The sequence below is a fragment of the Ruania albidiflava DSM 18029 genome (genome assembly GCF_000421225.1).
In the GTDB taxonomy this organism is placed as follows: Bacteria; Actinomycetota; Actinomycetes; order Actinomycetales; family Beutenbergiaceae; genus Ruania; species Ruania albidiflava.
Window position 1 is genome coordinate 19,743 of record NZ_ATWL01000007.1, and the last position, 23,882, is coordinate 43,624.

Sequence of the window (23,882 nt, forward strand, 5' to 3'; positions counted from 1 at the left end):
GCCGCACGGCCTCTGGCCCGCAGCCTTTCGTAGGATGCCCGGATGACGACGACAGCACTGGTCACCGGGGCGAGCGGCTTCCTCGGCGGTCACGTCGTCGCCGAGCTGCGCGCGCACGGCTACCGGGTGATCGCCGCCGGCCGGAACGCCGCCGCGCTGCCCACCGGCGGTCCCACGCTGGTCGGGGATCTGGACGCCCTCGCCCGTACCGACCAGCCCGCCGACCTGGTGATCCACTGCGCCGCCCTGTCCACCCCCTGGGGCGCCTGGCGCGACTTCGCCCGCACCAACATCACCGGCACCGAACGGGTGCTCACCTACGCCCGCCGCAACGGCGTCCGCCGGATCGTGCACGTCTCCTCGCCGAGCATCTACGCCGCACCGCGGCACGCCACGAACATCACCGAGAACGAGGTGGATGCCGGCAACCGCCTCAACAACTACATCCGCTCCAAGGTCGCCGCCGAGGCCCTGCTGCACCGCGCTCGCCGGGAACCGGGCACTCCGGAGATCGTGATCCTCCGCCCCCGCGGCATCATCGGCCCCGGCGATTCCAGCCTGGTGCCCCGGCTGCTGGCCGTGGAGGAGAAGATCGGCATCCCGCTCTTCGAAGGCGGCCGCGCCCTGATCGACCTCACCTCAGTGCAGAACGTGGCCACCGCGCTGCGCCTGGCCGCCGAGACCCCAGGAATCGACGGCGAGGCCATCAACATCACCAACGGCGACCCGCGCCCGTTCCGCAACCTGATCGATGCGCTCTTCGCCCGGCTCGGCCGCACCCCGCGCTACCGCCACCTGCCTACGAAACCCCTCTACGCCGTCGCCGGCCTGCTGGAAGCGGTCTACGCGAGCCTCCCCGGCCGCCCCGAGCCACCATTGACCCGGTACACGCTCAGCACGATCGCCTATTCCCAGACACTGGACATCTCGAAAGCCCGCGCGCTGCTCGGCTACACCCCGCAGGTCTCCCTGGACGAGAGCCTGGCCAGCTATGCCCGGTGACCTGCGCGCCTACACCTGCGGGCACACCCACCACGACCTCGCCCAGCTGGTCTCCGGCCACCGGCGGGAACACCGCCGGTTCCCCTCGACCGTGTTCTGCTACCGCAGCGGCGACCGGGTGGTGCTCTTCGACACCGGCTACGCCCCGCAGCCCTGGAGTGTCGGTCTGACCGGGCGGCTCTACCAGCGGCTGCTGCCCCCTGAGCTGCCGCCGGGCGAGGACGTGGCCGACCAGCTGGACCCGGCGAGCGTGACCCACGTGGTGCTCTCCCACCTGCACCCGGACCACATCGGCGGGCTGCGGCACTTCTCCCACGCCCACCTGGTGCTGCACCGCGACCAGCTGGCCACCCTGGCCGGCCCGCGGCTGCGGGAGGGGCTGCTGCGCGGGCTGCTGCCGGACTGGTTCGCCGAGGCGACGCAGCAGACCGACCGGTGCACCGCCGTCGAGGATCTCACCCCGGGGCCGGCCGGTCTGGGCAGCTACGACCTGTTCGGCGACGGCAGCTACCAGCTGGTGCACCTGCCCGGCCACGCCCGCGGCCACCTCGGTGCCCTGGTCGAGGACCGGGTGCTGCTCGCCGGGGATGCCGCCTGGGGGCGGGACCTGCTCGAGCAGGTAGACCGGATGCGCGCGGTGCCCCGCTGGATCACCTACGACGGCGCAGCTCACCGGGACACGGCCCGTCGCCTCCTCGAGGTCGAGCGTGGGGGAGCGCGGCTGCTCTTCTCCCACGACGACCACCCCAGCGGGGTGAACCTGCTGTGAGCAAGCTGCGCACCGCCGTCGTGCTGGCCAGGACCCGCTGGGGCTGGCGGCCGCGCACCCGAGCAGCCCTGGAGCGCTACCAGCAGCGCCGCATCCGGGCGCACCTGCGGTTCCTGCGCGCCCGGTCCCCGTTCTACGCGGATGTGCGCACGCTGGCCGAGGCGCCGGTGATGGACAAGCAGACGATGATGGCGAACTTCGATGCACTGAACACCGTGGGCGTACGCCGGGCCGAGGCGGAGGCGCTCGCGCTGGCGGCCGAGCGGTCCCGCGACTTCACGCCGATGCTGGGGAACGTGGCGGTCGGGCTGTCCTCGGGCACCTCCGGGCACCGCGGGCTGTTCCTGGTCAGCCCTGCCGATCGCGATGCGTGGGCCGGCACCGTGCTGGCGCTCACGCTCCCGCCGGGGCTGGTCGGGCACCGGATCGCGCTGTTCCTGCGCGCCAACAACGCGCTGTACGAGTCGGTGCGCTCCCGGCTGGTGGACTTCCGGTACTTCGACCTGACGGTCCCGGTGGGCCAGCACCTGGCTGACCTGGTGGAGTACCGGCCGACGATCCTGGTGGCGCCGCCGTCGGTGCTGCGGCTGCTCGCCGGTGCCGGTTCGCGGCTGGGCGGGCTGCAGCGGGTGTACTCGGTGGCCGAGGTGCTGGACGAGGGGGAGGCGGAGTCCTTGGCGAGGGCGTTCGGGCAGCAGCACCTGCACCAGCTCTACCAGTGCACGGAGGGGTTCCTCGCCCGCACCTGCGAGCACGGAGTGCTGCACCTGAACGAGCAGCACGTGCTCATCGAACCGGAGTGGCTGGACGAGCGGCGGTTCACCCCCGTGGTCACCGACTTCTCCCGCCGCACCCAACCGATCGTGCGGTATCGGCTGAACGACGTGCTGGTCGCCCGTCGGGGACCGTGCCCGTGCGGCAGCGTGCTGCGCGCGATCGAGCGGATCGAGGGCCGTGCGGACGACACCTTGCTGCTCGACGGGCGGGTGGTGTTCGCGGACCTGGTCTCCCGGGCGGTGATCGCTGCGGACGGGTTCACCGAGTATGCCGTGGTGCAGACCGGACCGGACCGGCTCCAGGTACAGCTGGACGAGCTGGCGGCGGCGCCGGCGGTGGGCGTCGAGCTGGACCGGCTGTGGCAGCGGCTGGGGCTGGCGGCGCCGGCGGTGGAGTTCGTCCCGTATGCTGCCGATCCGGGAGTGAAGCGGCGCCGAGTGCGGCGGGACTGGCAGGGGACAGCGGATGCGGCAGTGCGAGATCGCCGGGTGGGGGACCGACCTTCCGGACCGGGTGGTGCGGTTCGGTGACCAGACCCGGTACCGCATCGCCGAGGGCCGTAGCCAGCTGGACCTGCTCGCCGCCGCTGCTGGTCAGGCGCTGGACCGGGCCGGGCTGGGGCCGGCGGACATCGACTGCGTGATCGGTGCCGTGGCTGGGGACCTGCAGCCGATCCCGTGCACTGCGGCGCTGGTGTGGGAGCGGCTCGCGCCCCGGTCGCAGGTGGCGGCGTTCGACGTGAACTCCACGTGCACCTCGTTCATCACCGCTGTGGACGTGGCCTCCCGCTACCTGGTGGACGGCGAGTACCAGCGGGTGCTGATCGTCTCCGGGGACGTGGGGTCGCGGTTCCTCAACCCGGGCCAGCGGGAGAGCAACGAGCTGTTCTCCGACGCCGCGGCGGCCGTGGTGCTGACCGCTGGTGCGGACCCGGAGCGCGGGGTGTTGACCAGCCTGCAGCAGACCTGGGCCGAGCACGCCCACGACACCGAGATCCGCGGTGGCGGGTCGCTGGTGCCGCCGTACGCCTACTCGGCCGAGCGGACCGCAGACTATGAGTTCGACATGGATGGGCGCCGCGCGCTGCGGAACATGGTGCGGGTGCTGCCGGGGTTCTTCGAGGAGTTCTTCGACCGGCTGGGCTCGTCGGTCGGGTTGGGCCTGGCGGACGTGGACCTGTTCGTGCCGCACCAGGCCAGCCGGGCACTCGGTCTGGCGATGCGGCGGATCGGTATCCCGCCGGAGCAGTACATCGACTGGGTCAGCGACTACGGGAACATGGTCTCCGCCTCGGTGCCGTTCGTGCTGGCACGCTGCCTGGACTCTGGCCGGGTGCGGCGGGGCGACCTGGTGGTCCTGTGTGGCACGGCGGCCGGGCTGACCGCGAATGCCCTGGCCCTGCGGCTGTAATTGCCCTTCTGTCCCCCGCCGCCGCGCCCCCACCCCCCTCTTCCCGCGAGGGTGCACTTATGGTTGGAAATCCGGCGATTCGCAACCATGAGGGCACCCTCGTGCAACCACAGGTGCACCGTCGTCCACAGCCCCCGGGTACGTGAGTCTCACGGTCGCTTCGGGTGGTGCTGGAATCGGCGGATGCCGGACAGTCGCATCGTGCAGCGAGCCGAGGTGCTGGCAGGACGCCAGGCCGGGTTGCTCAGCTATGATCAGGTCCTCCAGGAGGGGCTGACCCGGGGAGATCTGCGGCAGCTGCTGGTGACCGGTCGGTGGCAGCGGCAGACCAGGGGCGTGTACCGGACCCCGGTGGTGCCGCTGGATGACCGGTATGACATGGCCCGCCACCGGATGGCGTGGACCGGGCTGCTGGCGGTCCCCGGCGGAGTGGCCACCGGGATGGCCGCTGTGGCGTTGCACCGGATCCAAGGACTGCCGCAGCGCATCCCGGCCGAGGTCTGCCTGCCCGGCGGCACCAGCCAGCGGGGACCGAAGGGGATCCGGGTGCGGCGCTACCGGTCCGGTATGCCGGTGCTGGAGATCGGCGGCTTCCCGGTGGCAGACGTGACCGCGGCGATCGCGCAGGCACTTCGGGACCTGGGCCGTGAGCACGGCGTGGCGATCCTGGACTCCGCCCTGCACCTGGGCAGGCTCCATGCGGGAACGCTGCGCGAAGTCAACGACCTGCTCACTGGCTGTCCCGGCGCCCGCAAGGCCCGCAGCTACCTCGTCCTCGCAGACGGCCGCGCGGACTCCCCGCTCGAGACGTGGGCGCGGCTGGTGTTCACCGATGCCGGACTGCCGCCGACCACGCTGCAGAAGGAGTTCGTGGACGAGCGGGGCCGGCGGATCGCGAAGGGAGACCTTGCCTGGCGGCGCTCGGATGGTAGCTGGGTGTCGGTGGAGATGGACGGACAGGAGGTGCACTCTGCCCCAGGCGCCGTGTTCCGGGACCGCCGCCGGCAGAACCATCTGATGCTGGACCGTGGGCTCACGCTGCTCAGGTTCACTGGCCGGGACCTGCGGGACGGCTCCGCCGTGGCCATGCTGCGCCAGGCGCTCGGCGCGTGAGGGCACGGAAGTTTCCTAGACTCGGGCGGTGTGACCCGCCCCGCCATCCCCACTGAGATCAAGGTGTTGGTGGCGGCCGCGTTCGTCATCGCGGTCGGTTTCGGTCTGGTGTCCCCGGTGCTGCCCGCCTACGCGCGCTCCTTCGACGTCGGTGTGGCCGCCGCGTCGGTGGTCGTCTCCGCGTTCGCGTTCTTCCGGCTCGTGTTCGCGCCCGCCGGCGGCGCGCTGGTGGTGAAGCTGGGGGAGCGGCCGGTGTACGTGGCTGGGCTGGTCATCGTCGCGCTCAGCTCCTTGGCGACGGCGTTCGCCCAGTCCTACGTCCAGCTCCTGGTGGTGCGGGGGTTGGGTGGGGTCGGTTCGACCATGTTCACCGTCTCGGCGATGTCCCTGGTGGTGCGGCTGGCGCCGCCCTCGATCCGCGGCCGGTGCACGTCGGCGTATGCGACGGCGTTCCTGCTCGGTGGGATGCTCGGGCCGGTGCTCGGCGGACTGCTCGCCGAGTTCGGACTGCGGGTGCCGTTCGTGGTGTACGCGGTGGCGCTGTTCATCGCAGCGCTCGTGGTGGCGATCTGGCTGAGGGGTGCCCGGCTACGACCCGGACAGGAGCAGACCGAGCAGCTGCCGATGCGGGTGCGTGAGGCCTGGCACTCCTCGGCGTTCCGCGCGGCGCTGGTGTCCGGGTTCGCCAACGGCTGGAGCAACTTCGGCGTGCGAGTGGGGGTGCTGCCGCAGCTCGCCGTCGCCGTGCACGACGACACCTGGGTGGCCGGTGCGGCGCTCGCCGCGGCCTCGGTCGGCACCGCGGCCACCTTGCAGTTCTCCGGCCGGTGGGCGGACTCGGTGGGACGGCGTCCACTGGTGCTCGCCGGGCTGCTGGTCACTGCGATCGGGTTGGGGCTGATCGGTCTGTCGAACGGGCTGGTGGTGCTGCTCGCACTGTCGGTGTTCTCTGGGATCGGTGGCGGGCTGCTGAACCCGGCGCAGCAGGCGACGCTGGCGGACATCGTGGGTAGCGACCGGTCGGGGAGCAAGGTGCTGGCGACGTTCCAGATGGCTCAGGACACCGGCGCGATCCTCGGTCCGATACTTATCGGCCTGGTGGCTGACAACTTTGGTTTCGCCTGGGCGTTCGGGGTGACCGGTGTGGTGGCGCTGGCGGCGATGCTGCCCTGGCTCACTGCTGAGGAGACGATGCCTGAGATGGAGATGGCGCCGCGGCGGTGAATCGGACATTCACCGTCGATGCCGAACTCGGGAGCAGGAGCCGCGTGGTCCGACATGGGCGGAGTTTCCTACGGTCGCGCGTCGGCGTCTTGGGCAGGGTGCAGTCGGGAGCGAGAGAAGGTTGTCCACAAGTGGGTGTCGCACCTCACACTTGTGTGGCATGGTCGATGGCATGAGGAGCCGATGGGGACGGCTGGTGTGGGTGTTGGCAGGGCTGCTGGCGCTCACCGGCTGCACGCAGCCTGAGGCTGACGGGGCGGAGCCGCCGACAGTGACGCAGAGCCCGCAAGAGACGGTTGAGCCGACCTCCGATGCGCCGGGCGACGACGGTTCCGATGCGGGGAACGAGGATCCCCCAGTGCCGCAAGAGGTGGAGGCACCGGAGCGGCCGGCGGCGATGGACGAGGAGACCGTCGACGGTGCCATCGCGGCCGCGAAGTACTTCATGGAGCTGTATCCGTACATCTACGCGACAGGTGACCTAGAGGAGTGGGATGCGCTAAGCGATGAGGGTTGTGGCTTCTGCGTCAACGTGGCTGAGCAGGTGGAGGCGTTGTATAGCGCCGGCGGGTATGCCACGGGTGTTGCTACTGAGATTTATGCGGAGTATGGAGGCGGCCCATACAGCGACGATGTGTACATCGTTGACCTTGGGGTGCGATTCGAGGAATCGGTATTCGTCGCGAACGATGGTGTGCGGACTGAGTACGACGCTGAAGACCGTCCCGAGTTCAGTCTGTCGCTCGCCTGGCAGACCGATGGATGGGTGGTCCTTGGGGTCGACGCTGGAGCGGAAGCATGAGTGCCTCTGGACTGTTCGCATCAATTGCAGTGCTGATGGTTATGTCGAGCCCAACCGAGACGACCGATGATGAACCGACCAGTCAAGTCAGGACTGTTGCTTCTGGCTCTGGATATGTGACGGAAGTGCGGGAGGAGCATGAACAGCAGAAGCGTGTGAGCGCCGTCAGCGAAATCTCGGACGACAGACAGGTCACGCCGAGTATCGGGGCGGCGGCGTATCAAGACACGGGCAGCGCTGCGGAAGGTAACGGCAGCGTGCCGTCGTCGCAGGTTGGGAACGTTGATTTCGTAGATGTGTGCATGTACACAGATCTGGGTCCGCAGGTTGTTTCCTTGCCGGCGTGTGAGGATCTGACCAGTGGGGAAGCTGACGACGCGGAGCAAGAAGTGCCGAACAGCGACGAGCCGGCTACTGATCAGGCGCCGGAGCCGGTCATCATTACGGTGACGCGGTCAGATTTTGCTGAGTTGCCGCTCGACCAGCCGCGTGTGCACCTGCAGCCCGACCGCGGCTGGTTCCTGGTGAACATGGACACGCTGGTCTACACCGATGGTGCGCCGCAGATCCTCGAGACCACTGTGCTCGACGTCCCGGTCGCAGTGCGCGCTACTCCCGTCCAATACGCCTGGGACTTTGGGGACGGCTCCGAACCGTTGGTCACCACTGACCCCGGGGCCCCGTGGCCGGCGGAGGACATCGCTCACGTCTACACCCGTGAGGCGGAGGGGGTGGTCGTCACACTGACCACCACCTGGTCGGGGGAGTTCCAGGTCGCCGGGCAGGGGCCGTGGATCCCGATCGCCGGTACCACGACGACCGAGAGCCAGTCCGCACCGTTCCGCATCGACGCCGTGGAGACCCACCTCACCGCTGAGGGGTGACCTCCACTCTGCGGGCGCACCGACGCGCCGATCCTCCGCGGGATGTGTGGCTCCCGTCACATGAGACGAGAATTGCGCAACGTGGCCGTCACCGATTACCTTTCGGTAAGGCAATCCTTACTGCGGTCGCTGTGTCCCAGCGTCGTCAGGGCAGCTTTGGCGGCCACCTAGCCACGGTGACTCGTGCCACCCAGGCAAGCTCCGCCGTCGAGAACACCCGCGGCCCGAGGATTGGCGGCCTGCTGCGGCCATGCGTAGCACCGACCCTCGGAAGGACATCATGCCCCGCCCATCCACCCTGGCCGCCCTGATCGCGGCCACTCTGGCGACCGTCTCCCTGGCTGCCTGCTCCGGCGGATCCGACGCCACCAGCACCGACGACAGCGCCAGCGGCTCCGACGCGGCCGCAGACTGGTCCCCGGTGACCGTGGAGCACGCGTTCGGCGAGACCGTGATCGAGGAGCAGCCTGAACGGGTCGCCACCGTGAACTGGGCGAACCACGAGGTCCCGCTCGCACTCGGTGTGGTCCCGGTCGGCATGGCCGCGGCGAACTTCGGCGACGACGACGGCAACGGCACCCTGCCCTGGGTGGAAGAAGCGCTCGCCGATCTCGGCGCCGAGACCCCCGTGCTCTTCGACGAGACCGACGGCATCGACTTCGAGGCCGTGGCCGACACCGACCCGGACGTGATCTTGGCCGCCTACTCCGGCCTCACCGAGGAGGACTACGACCTGCTCAGCGAGATCGCTCCCACCGTGGCCTACCCGACCACCGCCTGGGCCACCCCGTGGCGGGAGATGATCGAGCTGAACAGCGCCGGCATGGGCATGGCCGAGCAGGGTGAGGAGCTGATCGGCCAGATCGAGGGGGAGATCGATGAGGCGGTCGCGAACTACCCGCAGATCGAGGGTGCCTCGGTGATGTTCCTGACCCACGTGGACACCACCGACCTGAGCGAGGTCAGCTTCTACACCGCGCACGACACCCGCATCATGTTCTTCGAAGACCTGGGCATGACCATCGCGCAGAGCGTGCAGGACGCCTCCGCCGAGACCGACGGGTTCTCCGCCACGGTCAGCGCCGAGCAGGCCGACATGTTCGACGACGTGGACGTGATCGTCACCTATGGCGGCCAGGAGCTGATCGACGCCCTGGAGGCCGACCCGCTGCTGTCCCAGATCCCGGCCGTCGAGAACGGTGCGGTCGTCACCCTGCCCGGCTCCGACCCGCTCGGCACCGCCGCCAACCCGACACCGTTGGCGATCTCCTGGGTGCTGGACGACTACCTGACCCTGCTCGCCGACGCGGTGGACGCCTCCGCCGGAGCCTGACCCGTGAGCCCCGCCGTCACCACCCCCACTGCCGGGTCCGCCTCCGAGGCGGGCCTGGCGGCGGTGCGCCGGCCCCGGAGCATCCGAGTGCTCTGGCTGGTGCTCCTGGTGGCGGTGCTGGCCGCGATCCTGCTGCTGTCCATCGCCTTCGGCTCGCGGGTGGTGAGCGTGCAGGACGTGATCGCGGGGCTGTCCGGCTCGGTGGACGGGTTCGACCACGCCGCAGTGGCCAAACGCATCCCGCGCACCATCCTCGCCGCCCTGGCCGGCGGTGCTCTGGCCCTGTCCGGCACGGTGACGCAGGGGGTCACCCGCAACCCGATCGCCGACCCCGGCATCCTCGGGGTGAACATGGGCGCCTCGCTGGCGGTGGTGGTCGGTATCGCCTACTTCGGCATCGCCTCGGCCACCGCCTACATCTGGGTGGCGATCGTCGGTGGGTGTGTGACCGCCGCCGGGGTCTACCTGGTCGCCTCGATCGGTCGCGAGGGCGCGACACCGCTCAAGCTGGCCCTCGCCGGTGCGGCCTCCGCCGCTGCTCTGGCCTCGTTCATCAGCGCCGTGGTGCTGCCCCGCAACGACATCGCCGACGGCGTGCGCTCCTGGCAGATTGGCGGAGTGGGCGGCGCCTCCTACGCCTCGATCCGCGAGGTGCTGCCGTTCCTGGTCGCCGGGCTGCTGATCTGCCTGGTCTGCGCCCGCGGGCTGAACATGCTCGCCCTCGGCGACGAGCTCGCCGCCGGGCTGGGCCAGCGGGTCGTGCTCACCCGCGCCGTGGCCTCCTTCGGAGCCGTGGTGCTGTGTGCCGCGGCGACGGCGGTGTGCGGCCCGATCGCGTTCGTCGGCCTGGTCGTACCGCACGTGTGCCGGCTGCTGGTCGGTCCCGACCACCGCTGGCTGATGCCGTTCGCTGCCGTCACCGGTGCTGCGCTGCTGACCGCCGCGGACGTGCTCGGCCGGGTCGTGGCTCGCCCGGACGAGATCCAGGTCGGCATCATCACCGCCCTGCTCGGCGCCCCGTTCTTCATCGCGATCGTGCGCCGGGCGAAGGTGCGTGAGCTGTGAGCAGCATGACCCGCACGCGAGCTGACGCAGCCCCGCAGGGGGAGGTTGCGCCGTCGAGCGTGCGGTCGCCCGTGCCCGGGACCAGGCGCGCTCACCCGGACACGGTGGCCACAGTGGTCGCCACCCGCACCTCCGGCGATCGCCGACGGCGGGTCGTGCTGGGCGCGCTCTGCCTCGCCGTGGTCGTGCTGCTCGGGGTCACGCTGATGGTCGGGCACACCTTCTACAGCCCTTCGGAGGTGCTCGGGGTGATCCTCGGCCAGGACGTGGGTGGCGCCTCGTTCACCGTGGGTCGGTTGCGGCTGCCCCGGGCCGGGATGGCGCTGGTGACCGGGCTGGCGTTCGGGATGGGCGGGGTCACTTTCCAGACCATGCTGCGCAACCCGCTGGCCAGCCCGGACATCATCGGGATCAGCTCCGGTGCGAGCGCTGCGGCGATGGTGGCGATCGTGGTGCTCGGCCTGTCCGGCCCGTCGCTGTCCCTGTTTGCGATCCTCGCCGGGCTCGGCGTGGCGCTGGCGGTCTACCTGCTCGCCTACCGGGGCGGGGTGGCCGGCACCCGGCTGATCCTGGTGGGCATCGGCATCGCCGCCATGCTCGACTCGGTGATCTCCTACCTGCTGGACAAGGCCCCGGACTGGGACCTGCAGGAGGCGATGCGCTGGCTCACCGGCAGCCTGAACGGCGCCTCCTGGGACCAGGTGCTGCCCGTGCTGGTCGCGCTGCTGCTGCTCGGCCCCGTCCTGCTCGGCCAGGCGAAGAACCTGGACATGCTCCAGCTCGGTGACCAGGCCGCCGGCGCCCTCGGGGTCCGGGTGGAACGCACCCGCCTGGTCGCCATCTGCGCCGCTGTGGTGCTGATCGCCTTCGCGACGGCGGCGGCCGGCCCGATCGCGTTCGTCGCCTTCCTCTCCGGTCCGATCGCGGCGCGGCTGGTCGGCCCCGGACGCTCTCTGCTCGTGCCGGCTGCGCTGGTGGGAGCACTGCTGGTGCTCGCCGGCGACCTGGCCGGGCAGTGGCTGTTCGGCACCCGGTTCCCGGTCGGGGTGGTCACCGGCGCCGCCGGCGCTCCCTACCTGATCTACCTGATCGCCCGCACGAACCGCACCGGAGGTGCGCTGTGACCACCGAACGTCGTCTGCTGGCCGAACAGCTCAGCCTCGGCTACCACGACCGCACGGTCATCACCGACCTGGACCTGGTGGTGCCACCGGGGCAGATCACCGGCATCGTCGGGGCGAACGCCTGCGGGAAGTCCACCCTGCTGAAGTCGATGTCCCGGCTGCTGGCCCCGCACGGCGGGCAGGTGCTCCTGGACGGCAAGGCCGTGCACCGGATGCCGGCCAAGGAGCTGGCCCGCATCCTCGGGCTGCTGCCGCAGTCACCGATCGCCCCGGAGGGCATCACCGTGGCCGACCTGGTCGGCCGTGGCCGGCACCCGCACCAGAAGCTGCTCGCCCGCTGGTCGGCCGCCGACGACGAGGCGGTCGCCGAGGCGCTGGAGGCCACCGGCACCGTGGCGCTGGCCGACCGACCCGTGGACGAGCTCTCCGGCGGGCAGCGGCAGCGCGTGTGGGTGGCGATGTCCCTGGCGCAGCGCACCGACGTGCTGCTGCTGGACGAGCCCACCACGTTCCTGGACGTGGCCCACCAGATCGAGGTGCTCGACCTGCTCACCGACCTGAACGCCACCCGCGGCACCACGATCGTGATGGTGCTGCACGACCTGAACCTGGCCGCCCGGTACGCCGACCACCTGATCGCCATCGCCGGCGGCACCGTGCACTCCGCCGGAGCCCCGGCCGAGGTGCTCACCGCCGAGATGGTCACCGACGTGTTCGGCCTGGCCAGCGAGATCATCACCGACCCGATCTCCGGCAAGCCGCTGATGCTGCCACGCGGGCGGCACCACGACCGCCTCCCGGCGTGAATCGGTTCAGGCGATACCTGCTGCGCTCAGGCGTGCTCGCGGAGCGCGACCGGGCGGGAGAAGTATCGACCGCGCCGCCGGGTAGAGGGGCGGGGCCGGTGCCTGCTCCTGCTGGGCTGGGCCGTCGACCTGAGATCCCGGCGTGATTGTGCCAACCTGGATCGTGTGAGCACTCCGATCGGTGACTATGCACTCCTGGCGGACCTGCACACCGGACCGTTGGTCTCCCGCGGAGGAAGCATCGACTGGCTGTGCCTGCCCAGGTTCGACTCCGCCGCCGTGTTCGCCGCCATCCTCGGTACCGAGGAGCACGGCCGATGGCTGATGGCACCCGCCGAAGGCACCGTCGTCGAGCAGCACTACGAAGCAGGCACGTTCGTGCTGCGCACCCAGTGGCGCACGCCGACCGGTGAGGCGGAGGTGATCGAGTTCATGCCGATCGCCGACGACCGCGCCGACCTGGTGCGGCAGGTGCGCTGCACCTCCGGCACCGTGCGCATCGAGCACGACCTACGGCTGCGCCCGGACTACGGGGACGCCCTGCCGTGGGTTCGCCGGGTGCACACCGAGCACGGCTCGGTACTCCAGGCGATCACCGGCCCGGACTCCTACGTGCTCCGGGGGCCCCGGCTGCAGGCGGGGGACAAGCACCACCGCGGCTCCTTCGAGCTCTCCGAGGGCCAGTCCCACTCCTGGGTGCTGACCTGGGTGCCCTCGCACGCGGAGATCCCCGAGCCGCTGGACATCACCGAAGCACTCACCCGCACACGCACCTACTGGCAGGACTGGAGCAACCAGATCAGCGTGCACGGCCGCTGGTCGCACGCAGTGCACCGTTCGATGCTCGTGCTGCGGGCGCTCACCCATGCCGAGACCGGCGGCATCGTCGCCGCGCCCACCACCTCGCTGCCGGAGGACCCCGGGGGCGTGCGGAACTGGGACTACCGGTTCTGCTGGCTGCGGGACTCGGCCCTGACCCTGGAGGCGCTGCTGCTGCACGGACGCACCGCCAGCCCGCTGCACTGGCGCAACTGGTTGCTGCGCGCAGTAGCCGGCGACCCTGAGGACCTGCAGATCATGTACGGGGTCGCCGGGGAACGCTCGCTGATCGAGCGCGAGCTGGACCACCTGCCCGGATACGCCGACTCCCGCCCGGTGCGCGTCGGGAACGCGGCGGTGAGCCAGTTCCAGGGCGACGTGGTGGGGGAGGTGCTCATCGCTCTGGCCAAGCTGCGCGAGGCGGGGGTGGACGAGGACGACTTCTCCTGGCCGCTGCAGCGCAGCATGCTCGGGTACGTCACCGAGCACGTCGACCGCAAGGACCAGGGCCTGTGGGAGATGCGCGGCGACCCGCACTACTTCACCCACTCCCGGGTGATGGTCTGGGCGGCGCTGGACCGCGGGGTGCAGGCAGTCACCGAGTACGGGCTACCCGGACCGGCCAAGGAGTGGGCCCGCCTGCGTGACCAGCTCCGCGAGGAGATCCTCACCGAAGGGGTGGACGCCGAGACCGGCTCCTTCACCCAGACCTATGACAACACCGAGGTGGACGCCTCCCTGCTGCAGATCCCGCAGACCGGGTTCGTCGCCTACGACGACCCGCGCATGCTCGCCACCGTCGAGCGCCTGGAGCAGGAGCTGATGTACCACGGGCTGCTGCTGCGCTACCGCACGGTGGGCACCGATGGCCTGACCGGTGACGAGCACCCGTTCCTGGCCTGCTCGTTCTGGCTGGTGGAGCAGTACGCATGCACCGGCCGGGTGGCCGACGCGACCGCGCTGATGGACACCCTGGTCGGCTACACCAACCACCTCGGTCTGCTCGCCGAGGAGTACGACCCCGCCGCCCAGCGGCAGATGGGCAACTTCCCGCAAGCGTTCAGCCACCTGGCGCTGGTGCGAGCAGCAGACGCGTTGCACGAGGTGACCGCCGGCCACCCCGCCGCCCGCCCGGACCACCCGAGCACCGCCGTCGATCCCGAGGAGCCGTGATGACCGATACCACTCTGCTGATCCTGGGCGCCTCTGGAGACCTCACCCGACGTCTGCTGCTGCCCGGGATCGGCTCGCTGCTGGAGCGTGAGCCGGACCGGCCGGTGCGGATCGTCGGCGCTGACCGGGCAGACCTGAGCGCCGAGGACTTCGGCGGCCGGCTCACCGAGGCCCTCACCGAAGGCGGGGCCAGCTCCGAGGTCGTGGACCGGCTGCGGGACTCGGCCACCTATTACCCGATCGACGTCACCGAGGCGGCCGACCTGGGTCCGGTGCTCGAGGAGCTGGGAGACACCGGCCGCCTCGTGCTCTACTTCGCGCTGCCGCCAGCGGTCACCGAGCGCACCTGCCGGGCCATGGTCGGCATGGAGCTCGCCGAGAACGTGCACCTGGCGATGGAGAAGCCGTTCGGGCACGACCAGGCCAGCGCTCGGGAGCTGAACCGCCTGGTGGCCCGGATCGTGCCGGACGAGCGGGTGCACCGGGTGGACCACTTCCTCGGCAAGTCCAGTGTGCTGGACATCATGGCCCTGCGGTTCGCCAACCGGATGCTGCAGGCAGTCTGGAGCGCCGAGCACATCGAGAGCATCGAGATCGCCTACGACGAGTCCCTCGCCCTGGAGGGCCGGGCCGGCTACTACGACCACGCCGGCGCCCTGGTGGACATGATCCAGTCCCACCTGCTGCAGGTGATGTCCGTGGTCACCATGGAACCGCCTGCCGAGATCAGCGACCGGGAGCTGCGGGACGCCAAGTCGGCAGTGCTGCGCGCCACCCGGCTCTGGGACGGTGACCCGGCCACCGCCAGCCGTCGCGGCCGGTACACCGCGGGCACGATCGGCGACCGGTCCGTTCCCGACTACCTGGCCGAGAAGGGCGTGGACCCGGCGCGGGACACCGAGACGATGGCGCAGATCACCGTGGAGGTGGCCAACCAGCGCTGGGCCGGTGTGCCGATCACGCTACGTTCGGGCAAGGCGCTCGGTCAGACCCGCAAGCACGTGGTGGTCACCTTCGCCGACGTGCGCCACCTGCCCGCCGGCCTGACCGGTCCGGACCCGAAGGACCGGCTGATCATCGGGCTCAGTCCGGACGTGATGGAGCTGCACCTGACCACCAACGGCACCTCCGACCCGCTCGCCCTGGAGCAGAGCGTGCTGCGCACCGACCTGCGCCAGGCCGAGCTGGAGGCCTACGGCGAGGTGCTCGCCGCCATCCTGGACGGTGAGGTGATCCTCTCCGTGCGCGGGGACGCCGCTGAGGAGTGCTGGCGGATCGCCGACCAGGTGCTGGCCGCCTGGCGCTCCGGTGCCGTGCCGATGACCGACTACCAGGCCGGTTCACCGGTGCCCGCGGACTGGCACCCCGCCCTGGGGTAGCACGCCACCGCGCCACAACAGGGCACCCGCGCCAGCGGTCGGTCCAACCCCTACGGCGCCCCCGGCGGCCGCGAGGCCTGCAGCACCAGCGCCTCCCGCCGCCGGTGCACGGTGAGGTAGCGCAGTCCCTGTGGCCCGGCCCGGAACGCCCGCCGGGACCGTCTCGGCAACCAGAGCAGCACCCCGGGCGCCAGGTCCACCACGCCGGTCTCGGTGTCCAGGTGCCCGGATCCGGCGAGCACGTGGACCAGCACGTCCACGTCCGGCCCCCAGTGCTCGGCGATCGCCCCACCGGGTTCGAGCGCGATCACGTTGGAGTCCAGGTCCCGCTCACGCATCCGCAGCGAGAACACCGCGCCGCCGAGCCCGCGCTCGCCGGTCCCGGATGCGATCTCGGTGGTGTCGGCGAGCACCCGCGGCAGGGGAGTGGAGGCGTTCTTGGTGAGCCGGATCCGGTACTCGGGAACCTCCTCGGACAGGTACTCCCAGCCGAAGCCCGTCCCGTAGTCGCGCTCCAGCTGGTCCCGCAGGTTCACCGGGTCGTGGTCGTTGACCAGCACCAGAGACTCTCCCACGGCCAGCTCGTCATAGGCGGTGAACACCGCCGGGTGCCGCTCCACCTTGGGCAGCTCGCGCAGGTCCAGCACTCCGTCGACGACCTCCCCGGCCGGTGGCCGGCTCACGAAGCCTCAGCCACCGGCTCGGCGTCCTCGTCCCTCGCGTCCTCGCGGGCCGAGGTGTCCTCGGTGGCCGCGTCCACCGCAGCCCAGGCGAGCACTGTGCGCACGAACGAGGCCGGCCCGGCCGCCACGAACACCTGCGCGTCCTGGCTGCCCGGGTTGGTCAGCGACACCGCCTCGTCCTTGTCGATGAACGCCGCGTCCCCGGGGTAGACGTCGATCTGCTCCTCACCCTTGACGATCCGCACGAACCCGGCCACCGGGATGAGGATCACGTCCGAGCCGTGGTGGCGGTGCGGCGGCATCCCGGCGCCGGCAGGCACCGCCACCTTCAGCAGGCCCAGGTCGCCCGGGTCGTCCGCGTCACCGAAGAACACGCTGATCACCGGGCTGTCCGGCAGCGGGGGTTGGCGGACAGCGGCGTCGGCTGCGGTGCGTAGCTTCATGAGGATCTCCTGAGGAATCGAGCGCTGGGCACTAGTTTGCACAACGACGAATTGTGTAAACTCTAGGACATGACATACGTGATCGGTCAACCCTGCGTCGACGTGATGGACCGGGCATGTGTGGACGAGTGCCCGGTGGACTGCATCTACGAGGGCGGGCGCTCGCTGTACATCCACCCGGACGAGTGTGTGGACTGCGGTGCGTGCGAGCCGGTGTGCCCGGTCGAGGCGATCTACTACGAGGACGACCTGCCCGGCGAGCTGGAACCCTACCTCGCCGACAATGACGCGTTCTTCTCCACGGTGCTGCCCGGCCGCAGCGAGCCGCTCGGCTCACCCGGCGGGGCTGCGAAGATCGGGCACCTCGGTGTGGACACCCCGCTGGTGGCCTCGGTGCCGCCGCAGGGCGAGGCGGCCGCTGGATGAGCATCCCACCACCGGAACCGGACGAGGGAGAGGTGCCGGTCTCCTCTCGCCGCCAGGAGGTGCTGCGGGCGCTCACCGACGCCCACCGCCCGCTGACCAGCGCCGAGATCGCCGACGCCCTGGGCGTGCACAAGAACACCGTCCGGTTCCACCTGGAGTCGCTGCTCGCGTCCGGGCAGGTGGAACGGGCAGCCCAGGTCCGCTCCGGACCGGGCCGCCCCGCCCAGGCGTTCCGTGCGGTGCGCGGGATGGACCCCGGCGGCCCGAGGTTCTACCAGCTGCTCGCGGGGGTGCTCTCCGATGCGCTGCTCGCCGATCCGGACGGCCCGGAGCGCGCCACAGAGGCGGGTCGGCGGTGGGGACACCGCCTGGCCGCCACCTCCGCCGACCCGATCACTGCTGTCAGCGAGGCCGTGGACCGGCTCGTCGACCTGCTGGATGCCTATGGGTTCGCTCCCGAGCGTGACGGCGGAGCTCACCGGGGTGGTCAGTGTGAGCCTGCCGTAGCAGCAGAGTCCGACGGCGGAGCTCACCGGGATGCCGCGGGCACCGGTGGCGTAGCGGCTCGCCCGGGCGAGCGGGGCGAGCCGGTACCGCCGCTGAGCGTGCGGCACTGCCCGTTCCTGGAGCTGGCCGACGCGCACCAGCGGATAGTCTGCCCGGTGCACCTGGGCCTGATGCGCGGTGCGCTGGAGGCCTGGGGTGCGCCCGTGCAGGCCGACGCCCTGGACCCGTTCGTCGAACCTGACCGATGCCTGGTGCACCTGAGCACCACCCCCCAGACGCAGACCGGAGCGTGACGATGCAAGCAGACAACCTCACCGACGTCGCCACCGCCCAGGTGGCTGCCGCACGTGCGGCGGGCAGCGGACGCAGCACGCACACCGTGGTCGGCGGGCAGGGACGCACCCTGCGGCAGGCGGTGATGGCGCTCGCTGCCGGGCACGGCCTCGGGGAGCACGAGAGCCCCAAGGAGGCCACGCTGCAGGTGCTCGTCGGCCGGGTGCGGCTCACCGCCGGGGAGGATGCCTGGGAGGGGTCGGCCGGGGACCACCTGGTCATCCCGGACCGGCGCCACGACCTGCTCGCGCTGGAGGACGCCGCCGTGCTGCTCACCCTGGTCACCGGCTGATGACCCTCTCCCCACCTCGACCGGGTGCGCAGACCCTGCCCGGGCGAGCGGCGCCGTCGTGGGCACTGATCGCCGCCGGCTACCTGTGCATCGTGGCCGGCGGTCTGGTGGCCGCGGTCACCGGACCGCTCGACCTGGTCCACGGCAGCTGGGCCGCCGCCTACCTGGTGCTGGTCGGCGGGATCGGCCAGCTGGCGCTCGGCTGGGTGCCCGGTGTGCTCGCTCGCCCCACCGACGGCAGGAGCGCGTGGGCCGTGCTGCTCGCCTGGAACCTCGGCAACGCCGCGGTGATCGCCGGCACGCTCACCGACCGCACGCTCGGTGTGGACGTGGGCAGCGCGCTGCTCGTGCTCGCGCTGCTGCTCGCCCTGGTGGCCCTGTCCGGCTGGCGCAGCGAGGTGCGGGCACAGGACCGGTGGCGGCGCCTGCTCGGCTGGGGCTACCTCGGCCTGCTGGTGCTGCTGGTGGTGAGCATCCCCGTGGGGATCGTGCTCGCGCACCTGCGCTGAGTCCTCCCGCTGGTCGGCACAACCGCGCGATCGCATCAGCCGGCTGCGCCGGGCGAGCTGAGCACGTGGTGCGCCCCCTTCTCGCCGATCATGATCGAGGTGGCCTGGGTGTTGCCCGAGATCAACGTGGGCATGATCGAGGCGTCGATCACACGCAGGCCCTGCAGACCATGCACTTTCAGATCCGTGTCCACCACTGCCATGGGATCGGAACCCATCTTGCAGGTGCCGACCGGGTGGTAGTCGGTCTTGGCCCACTTTCGGACGTAGTCCCGCTTCTGCGCATCGGTCTGCACCGCGGCGCCGGGCATGTGCTCACTCTTTACGAACGGTGCAAAGGCGCGGGTAGCGAGCATCTCGCGCCCCCACTCGAAAGCCTCCAGAGACAGCTTCCAGTCGTAGGGATCGTCCAGGAAGTTGGGGTCGATGTTCGGGTCCGCAGTGGGATCGGACGAGGCGAGCGTGACCTCCCCGATGCTGCGCGGGCGTAGGTGGCAGGTGTTGATCGTGAACCCGTGCCCGCGGACGCGCTGGCGGCCGTGGTCGATCACAAAGGCCGGCAGGATGTGCATCTGGATGTCGGGTGTTTCAGGATTCTCGCTGCTTCGCACGAACATCCCTGCCTCGCACACCGTCGCGGTGGCAGGTCCTGTCCGGTTCATCAGGTACTGGAACCCGGCGCCGAGCATCTTCAGCGGACGGTCGGACTCGTTGTAGCTGACCGGCGTGGACCGGGCCGTCAGGTAGACGTCCATGTGGTCCTGAAGGTTCTTGCCGACCCCGGGAAGGTCATGTACTGCCTCGATGCCCAGTGCCTCGAGCTCCGCGGCAGGTCCGATCCCGGAGAGCAGCAGCAACCGGGGGGAGTTGATGGCGCCGCTGGACAGGATCACCTCCCGGTTGGCATAAGCGATGCGCGGTTCTCCCTTGCGCAGGTACTCCAGGCCGATCACACGGCCGTTCTCGACGATCAGGCGGGTGCCCTGGGAGCGGCTGGAGATGGTGAGGTTGGGTCGGTTCCGCGCCGGACGGAGGTAGGCGGTGGCTGCGCTCTCGCGGCGGTGGTTCCGCTGGGTGACGTCGTAGTAGCCCACGCCGTCCTGGCTGGCACCGTTGAAGTCGTGGTTGTACGGAAGACCGAGCTCCTGGGCGGCCCGCACGTAGGCCTTGCTCAGCTCGTTGTGAGCGGCCTGCTCGGTGACGTTCATCGGCCCGCCTGAGCCGTGGTACCGGTCATTGAGCCGCTCGTTGTTCTCCGCCTTGCGGAAGAAAGGCAGTACGTCCTCGTAGCCCCAGTCCGCGTTGCCGAGGGACTTCCACATCTCGTAGTCGGAGGCAGCACCGCGGATGTAGATCATCGCGTTGATCGAGGTGCTTCCACCCAGGGTGCGGCCCTGCGGGTAGTGCATCCGGCGGTTGTTGAGTTGCTTCTGCGGGATGGTGGAGAAGCCCCAGTTGACATCCGGGGTGGTGAGCTTGGTGAACCCCATCGGGAGGTGGATGAGCGGGTTCCAGTCCCGGCCACCAGCCTCGAGGAGGAGCACGGAGCTGTCGGGGTCCTCACTGAGCCGAGAGGCTACTGGCGACCCGGCAGCACCGGCACCCACTACGATGTAGTCAAAGCGATCGATAGTCATGGACGAATCCTTCAGTGTGCGGGGTGGCTACTGCGTTCTGAGGGGTCGCTACTTGACGGCCCCCGCGGTCAGGCCGCGGACGAAGTACTTGCCGAGGAAGAGGTACATGAGCACGGTCGGCAGGGCCACCAGGACGGCACCGGCCATGAGTTGGGAGTAGTCCACGGTCGTGGTGCCGATCATGTTGTTGAGCGTGACTGTTGCCGGCCAGGCTTCCGGCGAGGTGAAGATCAGCCCGAACAGGAAGTCGTTCCAGATGTTCGTCGTCTGGAAGATGCCAGCAACCACGAAGCCGGGCACCGACAGCGGGAGGATCACCTTGGTGTAGGTGGAGAAGACGCCGCACCCGTCGAGCGATGCTGCCTCCATCAGCGCGTCCGGGACCACGATGTAGTAGTTCCGGAAGACCAGGGTGGTGATCGGGATGCCGTAGATGATGTGCACCACGATCAACCCGACCAGCGAGCCCTGCAGCCCGATCGTGGACAGGAACTGGAACATCGGGATGATGATCGCCTGGAACGGGATGAACATACCGATCAGCAGGAGAATGAAGAGGACGTTCGCGCCGCGGAACCGGATCTTGCTGAGCAGATAGCCGTTGAACGATCCGATCAGGCACGAGATCGCCGCCGCAGGGATCGTGATCTGCAGCGAGTTGAGCAGGCTGCCGTGCAGCAGCTCCCAGGCTTCGGCGAACGAGTCGAGGTTCGCCTCCGAGGGGAAGGTGAGGAAGAAGCCGGGGCTACCGTCCTCGCCGGACAGTGCAGTGGTGAGGATGACGTAGAGCGGCACCAGCATCGCGAGCGAACCGAGCGTGCAGAGCACGAGCACGGCCCAGCCGCCGCGAGTCCTGGGCCAGCGCCTCTCCGAGCGGATACGACGGCGTCGTGCTGGCTCGGCCGTGGAGATGGTCGGGGCTGACATCAGGAGTCTCCTCCTCTGCGGTAGCTCCGGATGAGGTAGGGCACCACGAACACCAGGGTCATCACCAGGAGCACCATCGAGGCGGCCGACGCCTTGTCATAGCGGCTTCCGAGGTAGTCGTAGATGTAGATGCCGGGCACGTCTGTGACGAATCCGGGTCCGGAACCGGACATCGCCACCACCAGGTCGAACATCTTCAGGGCGACGTGCAGCAGGAGGACGAGCGCGGTGATCGTCGACGGCTTCAGCTGGGGCAGCACGACGTGCCGGAGTCGTTTCCAGACCCCTGCGCCGTCGAGCTGGGCGGCCTCGAGGTGCTCCTCCGGGATGGAGCCCAAGCCAGCGAGGTAGATCGCCATCGCGAAGCCCATCAGCTGCCAGGCTGCCGCCAGGACGATGGGGATCAGCGCCACCGGGATGCCCAGCTCGATCTTCAGTGGACCGGCTCCGGTCGGGTTGTTCAGTGCGAGCAGGATGCTGGTGTCGGTGGTCCAGCCCGGAGGGTTCTCGATGCCGAACCAGCGCAGGATCTCGTTCACGCCAGTGTTCGGGTTGAAGATCCAGCGCCAAGCAACACCGGTGACGATGAACGAGAGTGCGTACGGAAGCATGAAGACCGCGCGGAACAGGCCTCTTCCCACTGCCACGTGGTGGATCAGCAGCGCCGCTACCAGGCCGGCGATCACCGCCACCGCCAGGAACAGCACCGTGAAGACGACGACGTTACGGATGTCCGCCTGGAACCGCATCTCCTCAGCGAGCTTGGAGTAGGTCGACCACCACGGGCTCTGCAACGTGAGGTCGCGGCTGGTGCCGATCCGCCAGTTGGAGAAGGAGATGTACAGCGTCGTCCCGATGAACAGGTAGACGAAGAAGAAGCTGATCAGCAGGCTCGGCGCGAACAGCAGGCGAGCATGCCGGGCACGGGCGAGAGTGTGCTTGGAGTGCTTGAACGTCTCGCGCGGGCCCCGGCCCCGGCCTGGGGCGCGCTCGGGCGCCGCCAGGCCGGTGGTGGGGGGAGCAGTCATGGGAAGACCCTTCGACTCGAGGGCGGTGTCGAGCTCTCGGCTGAGCGGGCTCAGTCGAGCTGGCTCTGCTGGGCAGCAGCCATCGTGGAGATGAAGGCGTCCACGTTGGTGTTGCCGTTGAACGCGGTCACAGCGTCGGCGTACTCCTGGGAGAGCTCGGCGGTGGTCACCTGCCCGTGCGCGAGCGACGAGACGATCGGCAGGCTCTGGAAGTCTTCGGCTGCGGACTGCTGGTAGTCCGAGAGGACGGAGACGTCCGCGGTGCTCAGCGCCGGGATCGACCCCTTCTCGACCGCGAAGTCAGTCTGCACCTGCGGATCCATGACCGTGGTCAGCCACAGCTCGGCGGCCCCCTCGTTCGAGATGTTGTCCGCTGGGAGGGAGAAGCCGTCGCCCACGTAGACGAACGTGGGCTGGGTGGACGGGAACGGCACCCAGGCGAAGTCGTCGCTGGGTTCGTTGCCTGCGTTGACCAGCTCGCCGTAGGCCCAGTCGCCCATGAGGGTCACGGCACAGTCACCGTCCGCCATCTTTAGTGCGGCCTCGTCCCAGGTCAGGGCCGAGTGGTCGGAGTTGGCCAGCTCGAGCAGGTGTCCGTACGTCTCCACCGCGGTGCGTACGTCTGGAGAGTCGAACGGGTACTCGCCGGTGAACAGGCCATTCCAGTTCTCCGGTCCGATGCTGGAGATGATGATCGACTCCAGCAGCTGACCAGCGGCAAAGATGTCCTTGTCGCCCAGGCACACCGCGGTCGTGCCGGAGGCGTCCACCTCTTCCAGCGCAGAGACCAGGTCGTCCAGGCTGTCCTCGGCGTCGATGCTCACGCCCGCGTCATCCAGCACAGACGGGTTGGTCCAGAGCACGTTTCCGCGGTGTACACCGACTGGCACCGTGTAGTACGCGTCATCGACCTGCTGCAGCGCCGCGAGGTCGGCGGGCATCTGACCCGCCCAGCCGTTCTCCTCCCAGAGGTCCGAGACATCGGCGACGTTGCCGCCGGCGACGTAGCTGGTCAGCTCACCGTCCGGGTGCAGCTGCCAGGAGTCCGGCGGGTCGCCAGCCTGCAGGCGGGCGTTGAGGGCCTGCTTGGCGTTCGACCCGCCACCGCCGGAGACAGCCGCATTGACCACGTCCAGGCCGGGGTCCTGTTCCTGTACGGCATCGAAGAGCACTTGAAGGGCCGCGGCCTCGGAGCCCGACGTCCACCAGGAGACGATCTCGAGCGTGTCGCCGCCACTGCCTCCCTCGCTGTCGGCCTCGGAGGTGTTCGCGGCGCAGGCTGCGACCGACATCGACAGCAGAGCTGCTGTTCCCAGTAGTGCGGGGATTCTGCGGTTGATCATGGCTTCTCCTTTGAGCTGCGTGCGGATCTGGGGATCGTCGGGCGCATCGACCAATGTAGATCGATCTTATAGTA

24 protein-coding genes are annotated in these 23,882 nt (G+C 69.7%); 18 read left to right on the forward strand and 6 right to left on the reverse strand.

The genetic code is table 11. The annotated features are described in order from the left end of the window. Nucleotides 1–42: 42 nt before the first annotated feature. From K338_RS0109790 to K338_RS21750, 14 genes are all read left to right on the forward strand, one after another. Nucleotides 43–1,002, forward strand: coding sequence for an NAD-dependent epimerase/dehydratase family protein (locus K338_RS0109790; protein WP_022917996.1), 960 nt, complete (start codon nt 43–45; stop codon nt 1,000–1,002). Further along, on the forward strand, nt 992–1,771 hold the full coding sequence (locus tag K338_RS0109795; RefSeq protein ID WP_022917997.1) for an MBL fold metallo-hydrolase: 780 nt from the start codon (nt 992–994) through the stop codon (nt 1,769–1,771). Before K338_RS0109790 ends, K338_RS0109795 begins: the two co-directional genes overlap by 11 nt. Beyond that, nucleotides 1,768–3,078, forward strand: coding sequence for a F390 synthetase-related protein (locus tag K338_RS21720; protein ID WP_022917998.1), 1,311 nt, complete (start codon nt 1,768–1,770; stop codon nt 3,076–3,078). The genes K338_RS0109795 and K338_RS21720 overlap by 4 nt, the downstream gene beginning before the upstream one ends. Further along, complete coding sequence (locus tag K338_RS0109805) at nt 3,014–3,958, forward strand: 3-oxoacyl-[acyl-carrier-protein] synthase III C-terminal domain-containing protein (protein WP_022917999.1); 945 nt, start codon at nt 3,014–3,016, stop codon at nt 3,956–3,958. The genes K338_RS21720 and K338_RS0109805 overlap by 65 nt, the downstream gene beginning before the upstream one ends. Before the next feature lie 183 nt (nt 3,959–4,141). Next, nucleotides 4,142–5,071 carry a type IV toxin-antitoxin system AbiEi family antitoxin domain-containing protein gene (locus tag K338_RS24445; RefSeq protein WP_022918000.1) on the forward strand — a complete coding sequence of 310 codons (930 nt, stop codon included), beginning with the start codon at nt 4,142–4,144 and terminating at the stop codon, nt 5,069–5,071. 30 nt (nt 5,072–5,101) lie between these two features. Then, on the forward strand, nt 5,102–6,295 hold the full coding sequence (locus tag K338_RS21730) for an MFS transporter (protein ID WP_022918001.1): 1,194 nt from the start codon (nt 5,102–5,104) through the stop codon (nt 6,293–6,295). A gap of 160 nt (nt 6,296–6,455) precedes the next feature. Then, entirely contained in the window at nt 6,456–7,097 is a 642-nt protein-coding gene (locus K338_RS24450; protein ID WP_157612343.1) for a DUF6318 family protein, read from the forward strand. Beyond that, nucleotides 7,094–7,981, forward strand: coding sequence for a hypothetical protein (locus K338_RS24455; RefSeq protein WP_157612345.1), 888 nt, complete (start codon nt 7,094–7,096; stop codon nt 7,979–7,981). The genes K338_RS24450 and K338_RS24455 overlap by 4 nt, the downstream gene beginning before the upstream one ends. A gap of 280 nt (nt 7,982–8,261) precedes the next feature. Continuing rightward, nucleotides 8,262–9,314, forward strand: coding sequence for an iron-siderophore ABC transporter substrate-binding protein (locus K338_RS0109830; protein ID WP_027286668.1), 1,053 nt, complete (start codon nt 8,262–8,264; stop codon nt 9,312–9,314). A gap of 3 nt (nt 9,315–9,317) precedes the next feature. Continuing rightward, on the forward strand, nt 9,318–10,379 hold the full coding sequence (locus tag K338_RS0109835) for a FecCD family ABC transporter permease (protein WP_022918005.1): 1,062 nt from the start codon (nt 9,318–9,320) through the stop codon (nt 10,377–10,379). 5 nt (nt 10,380–10,384) lie between these two features. Then, the gene (locus tag K338_RS0109840; protein WP_084480938.1) at nt 10,385–11,503 is read left to right on the forward strand and encodes a FecCD family ABC transporter permease; all 1,119 of its coding nucleotides are present in this window, start codon (nt 10,385–10,387) and stop codon (nt 11,501–11,503) included. Further along, entirely contained in the window at nt 11,500–12,309 is an 810-nt protein-coding gene (locus K338_RS0109845) for an ABC transporter ATP-binding protein (protein WP_022918007.1), read from the forward strand. Before K338_RS0109840 ends, K338_RS0109845 begins: the two co-directional genes overlap by 4 nt. Nucleotides 12,310–12,474: 165 nt before the next feature. After that, nucleotides 12,475–14,301, forward strand: coding sequence for a glycoside hydrolase family 15 protein (locus K338_RS21745; protein WP_022918008.1), 1,827 nt, complete (start codon nt 12,475–12,477; stop codon nt 14,299–14,301). After that, on the forward strand, nt 14,301–15,680 hold the full coding sequence (locus K338_RS21750) for a glucose-6-phosphate dehydrogenase (protein ID WP_022918009.1): 1,380 nt from the start codon (nt 14,301–14,303) through the stop codon (nt 15,678–15,680). The genes K338_RS21745 and K338_RS21750 overlap by 1 nt, the downstream gene beginning before the upstream one ends. 50 nt (nt 15,681–15,730) lie before the next feature. Here K338_RS21750 and K338_RS0109860 read toward each other — a convergent pair whose 3' ends face one another. Further along, entirely contained in the window at nt 15,731–16,363 is a 633-nt protein-coding gene (locus tag K338_RS0109860) for a DUF2249 domain-containing protein (protein WP_022918010.1), read from the reverse strand. Beyond that, nucleotides 16,360–16,806: a cupin domain-containing protein gene (locus K338_RS0109865; protein WP_022918011.1), complete on the reverse strand. Its 447-nt coding sequence runs from the start codon at nt 16,804–16,806 to the stop codon at nt 16,360–16,362. Before K338_RS0109865 ends, K338_RS0109860 begins: the two co-directional genes overlap by 4 nt. 69 nt (nt 16,807–16,875) lie before the next feature. On the opposite strand from K338_RS0109865, the gene fdxA reads away from it, so the two are divergent. From fdxA to K338_RS0109885, 4 genes are read left to right on the forward strand one after another with little or no spacing between them, the layout of a single operon-like run. Then, nucleotides 16,876–17,232 carry a ferredoxin gene (gene fdxA, locus K338_RS0109870; RefSeq protein ID WP_022918012.1) on the forward strand — a complete coding sequence of 119 codons (357 nt, stop codon included), beginning with the start codon at nt 16,876–16,878 and terminating at the stop codon, nt 17,230–17,232. Beyond that, entirely contained in the window at nt 17,229–18,032 is an 804-nt protein-coding gene (locus tag K338_RS0109875) for a helix-turn-helix transcriptional regulator (RefSeq protein WP_022918013.1), read from the forward strand. The genes fdxA and K338_RS0109875 overlap by 4 nt, the downstream gene beginning before the upstream one ends. A 2-nt stretch (nt 18,033–18,034) precedes the next feature. After that, nucleotides 18,035–18,364: a cupin domain-containing protein gene (locus K338_RS0109880; RefSeq protein WP_027286673.1), complete on the forward strand. Its 330-nt coding sequence runs from the start codon at nt 18,035–18,037 to the stop codon at nt 18,362–18,364. Beyond that, nucleotides 18,364–18,873 carry a hypothetical protein gene (locus tag K338_RS0109885; protein WP_022918015.1) on the forward strand — a complete coding sequence of 170 codons (510 nt, stop codon included), beginning with the start codon at nt 18,364–18,366 and terminating at the stop codon, nt 18,871–18,873. Before K338_RS0109880 ends, K338_RS0109885 begins: the two co-directional genes overlap by 1 nt. A 35-nt stretch (nt 18,874–18,908) precedes the next feature. Here the strand turns inward: K338_RS0109885 and K338_RS0109890 are convergent, their stop codons facing one another. From K338_RS0109890 to K338_RS21760, 4 genes are read right to left on the reverse strand one after another with little or no spacing between them, the layout of a single operon-like run. Further along, complete coding sequence (locus tag K338_RS0109890; protein ID WP_022918016.1) at nt 18,909–20,510, reverse strand: GMC family oxidoreductase; 1,602 nt, start codon at nt 20,508–20,510, stop codon at nt 18,909–18,911. Nucleotides 20,511–20,558: 48 nt separating this feature from the next. Further along, the gene (locus K338_RS0109895; RefSeq protein ID WP_022918017.1) at nt 20,559–21,437 is read right to left on the reverse strand and encodes a carbohydrate ABC transporter permease; all 879 of its coding nucleotides are present in this window, start codon (nt 21,435–21,437) and stop codon (nt 20,559–20,561) included. Beyond that, nucleotides 21,437–22,465 carry a carbohydrate ABC transporter permease gene (locus K338_RS21755; protein ID WP_022918018.1) on the reverse strand — a complete coding sequence of 343 codons (1,029 nt, stop codon included), beginning with the start codon at nt 22,463–22,465 and terminating at the stop codon, nt 21,437–21,439. The genes K338_RS0109895 and K338_RS21755 overlap by 1 nt, the downstream gene beginning before the upstream one ends. Before the next feature lie 50 nt (nt 22,466–22,515). Next, the gene (locus K338_RS21760) at nt 22,516–23,808 is read right to left on the reverse strand and encodes an ABC transporter substrate-binding protein (protein ID WP_084480918.1); all 1,293 of its coding nucleotides are present in this window, start codon (nt 23,806–23,808) and stop codon (nt 22,516–22,518) included. Nucleotides 23,809–23,882 lie beyond the last annotated feature (74 nt).

Bases quoted from the DNA above. Each gene is read 5' to 3' on its own strand.
- K338_RS0109790 (WP_022917996.1), top strand. From the start codon at position 43: ATGACGACGACAGCACTGGTCACCGGGGCGAGCGGCTTCCTCGGCGGT.
- K338_RS0109795 (WP_022917997.1), top strand. From the start codon at position 992: ATGCCCGGTGACCTGCGCGCCTACACCTGCGGGCACACCCACCACGAC.
- K338_RS0109805 (WP_022917999.1), top strand. From the start codon at position 3,014: ATGCGGCAGTGCGAGATCGCCGGGTGGGGGACCGACCTTCCGGACCGG.
- K338_RS24445 (WP_022918000.1), top strand. From the start codon at position 4,142: ATGCCGGACAGTCGCATCGTGCAGCGAGCCGAGGTGCTGGCAGGACGC.
- K338_RS24450 (WP_157612343.1), top strand. From the start codon at position 6,456: ATGGTCGATGGCATGAGGAGCCGATGGGGACGGCTGGTGTGGGTGTTG.
- K338_RS24455 (WP_157612345.1), top strand. From the start codon at position 7,094: ATGAGTGCCTCTGGACTGTTCGCATCAATTGCAGTGCTGATGGTTATG.
- K338_RS0109830 (WP_027286668.1), top strand. From the start codon at position 8,262: ATGCCCCGCCCATCCACCCTGGCCGCCCTGATCGCGGCCACTCTGGCG.
- K338_RS0109840 (WP_084480938.1), top strand. From the start codon at position 10,385: ATGACCCGCACGCGAGCTGACGCAGCCCCGCAGGGGGAGGTTGCGCCG.
- K338_RS21750 (WP_022918009.1), top strand. From the start codon at position 14,301: ATGACCGATACCACTCTGCTGATCCTGGGCGCCTCTGGAGACCTCACC.
- K338_RS0109865 (WP_022918011.1), bottom strand. From the start codon at position 16,806: ATGAAGCTACGCACCGCAGCCGACGCCGCTGTCCGCCAACCCCCGCTG.
- fdxA (WP_022918012.1), top strand. From the start codon at position 16,876: ATGACATACGTGATCGGTCAACCCTGCGTCGACGTGATGGACCGGGCA.
- K338_RS0109875 (WP_022918013.1), top strand. From the start codon at position 17,229: ATGAGCATCCCACCACCGGAACCGGACGAGGGAGAGGTGCCGGTCTCC.
- K338_RS0109880 (WP_027286673.1), top strand. From the start codon at position 18,035: ATGCAAGCAGACAACCTCACCGACGTCGCCACCGCCCAGGTGGCTGCC.
- K338_RS0109885 (WP_022918015.1), top strand. From the start codon at position 18,364: ATGACCCTCTCCCCACCTCGACCGGGTGCGCAGACCCTGCCCGGGCGA.
- K338_RS0109890 (WP_022918016.1), bottom strand. From the start codon at position 20,510: ATGACTATCGATCGCTTTGACTACATCGTAGTGGGTGCCGGTGCTGCC.
- K338_RS0109895 (WP_022918017.1), bottom strand. From the start codon at position 21,437: ATGTCAGCCCCGACCATCTCCACGGCCGAGCCAGCACGACGCCGTCGT.
- K338_RS21755 (WP_022918018.1), bottom strand. From the start codon at position 22,465: ATGACTGCTCCCCCCACCACCGGCCTGGCGGCGCCCGAGCGCGCCCCA.
- K338_RS21760 (WP_084480918.1), bottom strand. From the start codon at position 23,808: ATGATCAACCGCAGAATCCCCGCACTACTGGGAACAGCAGCTCTGCTG.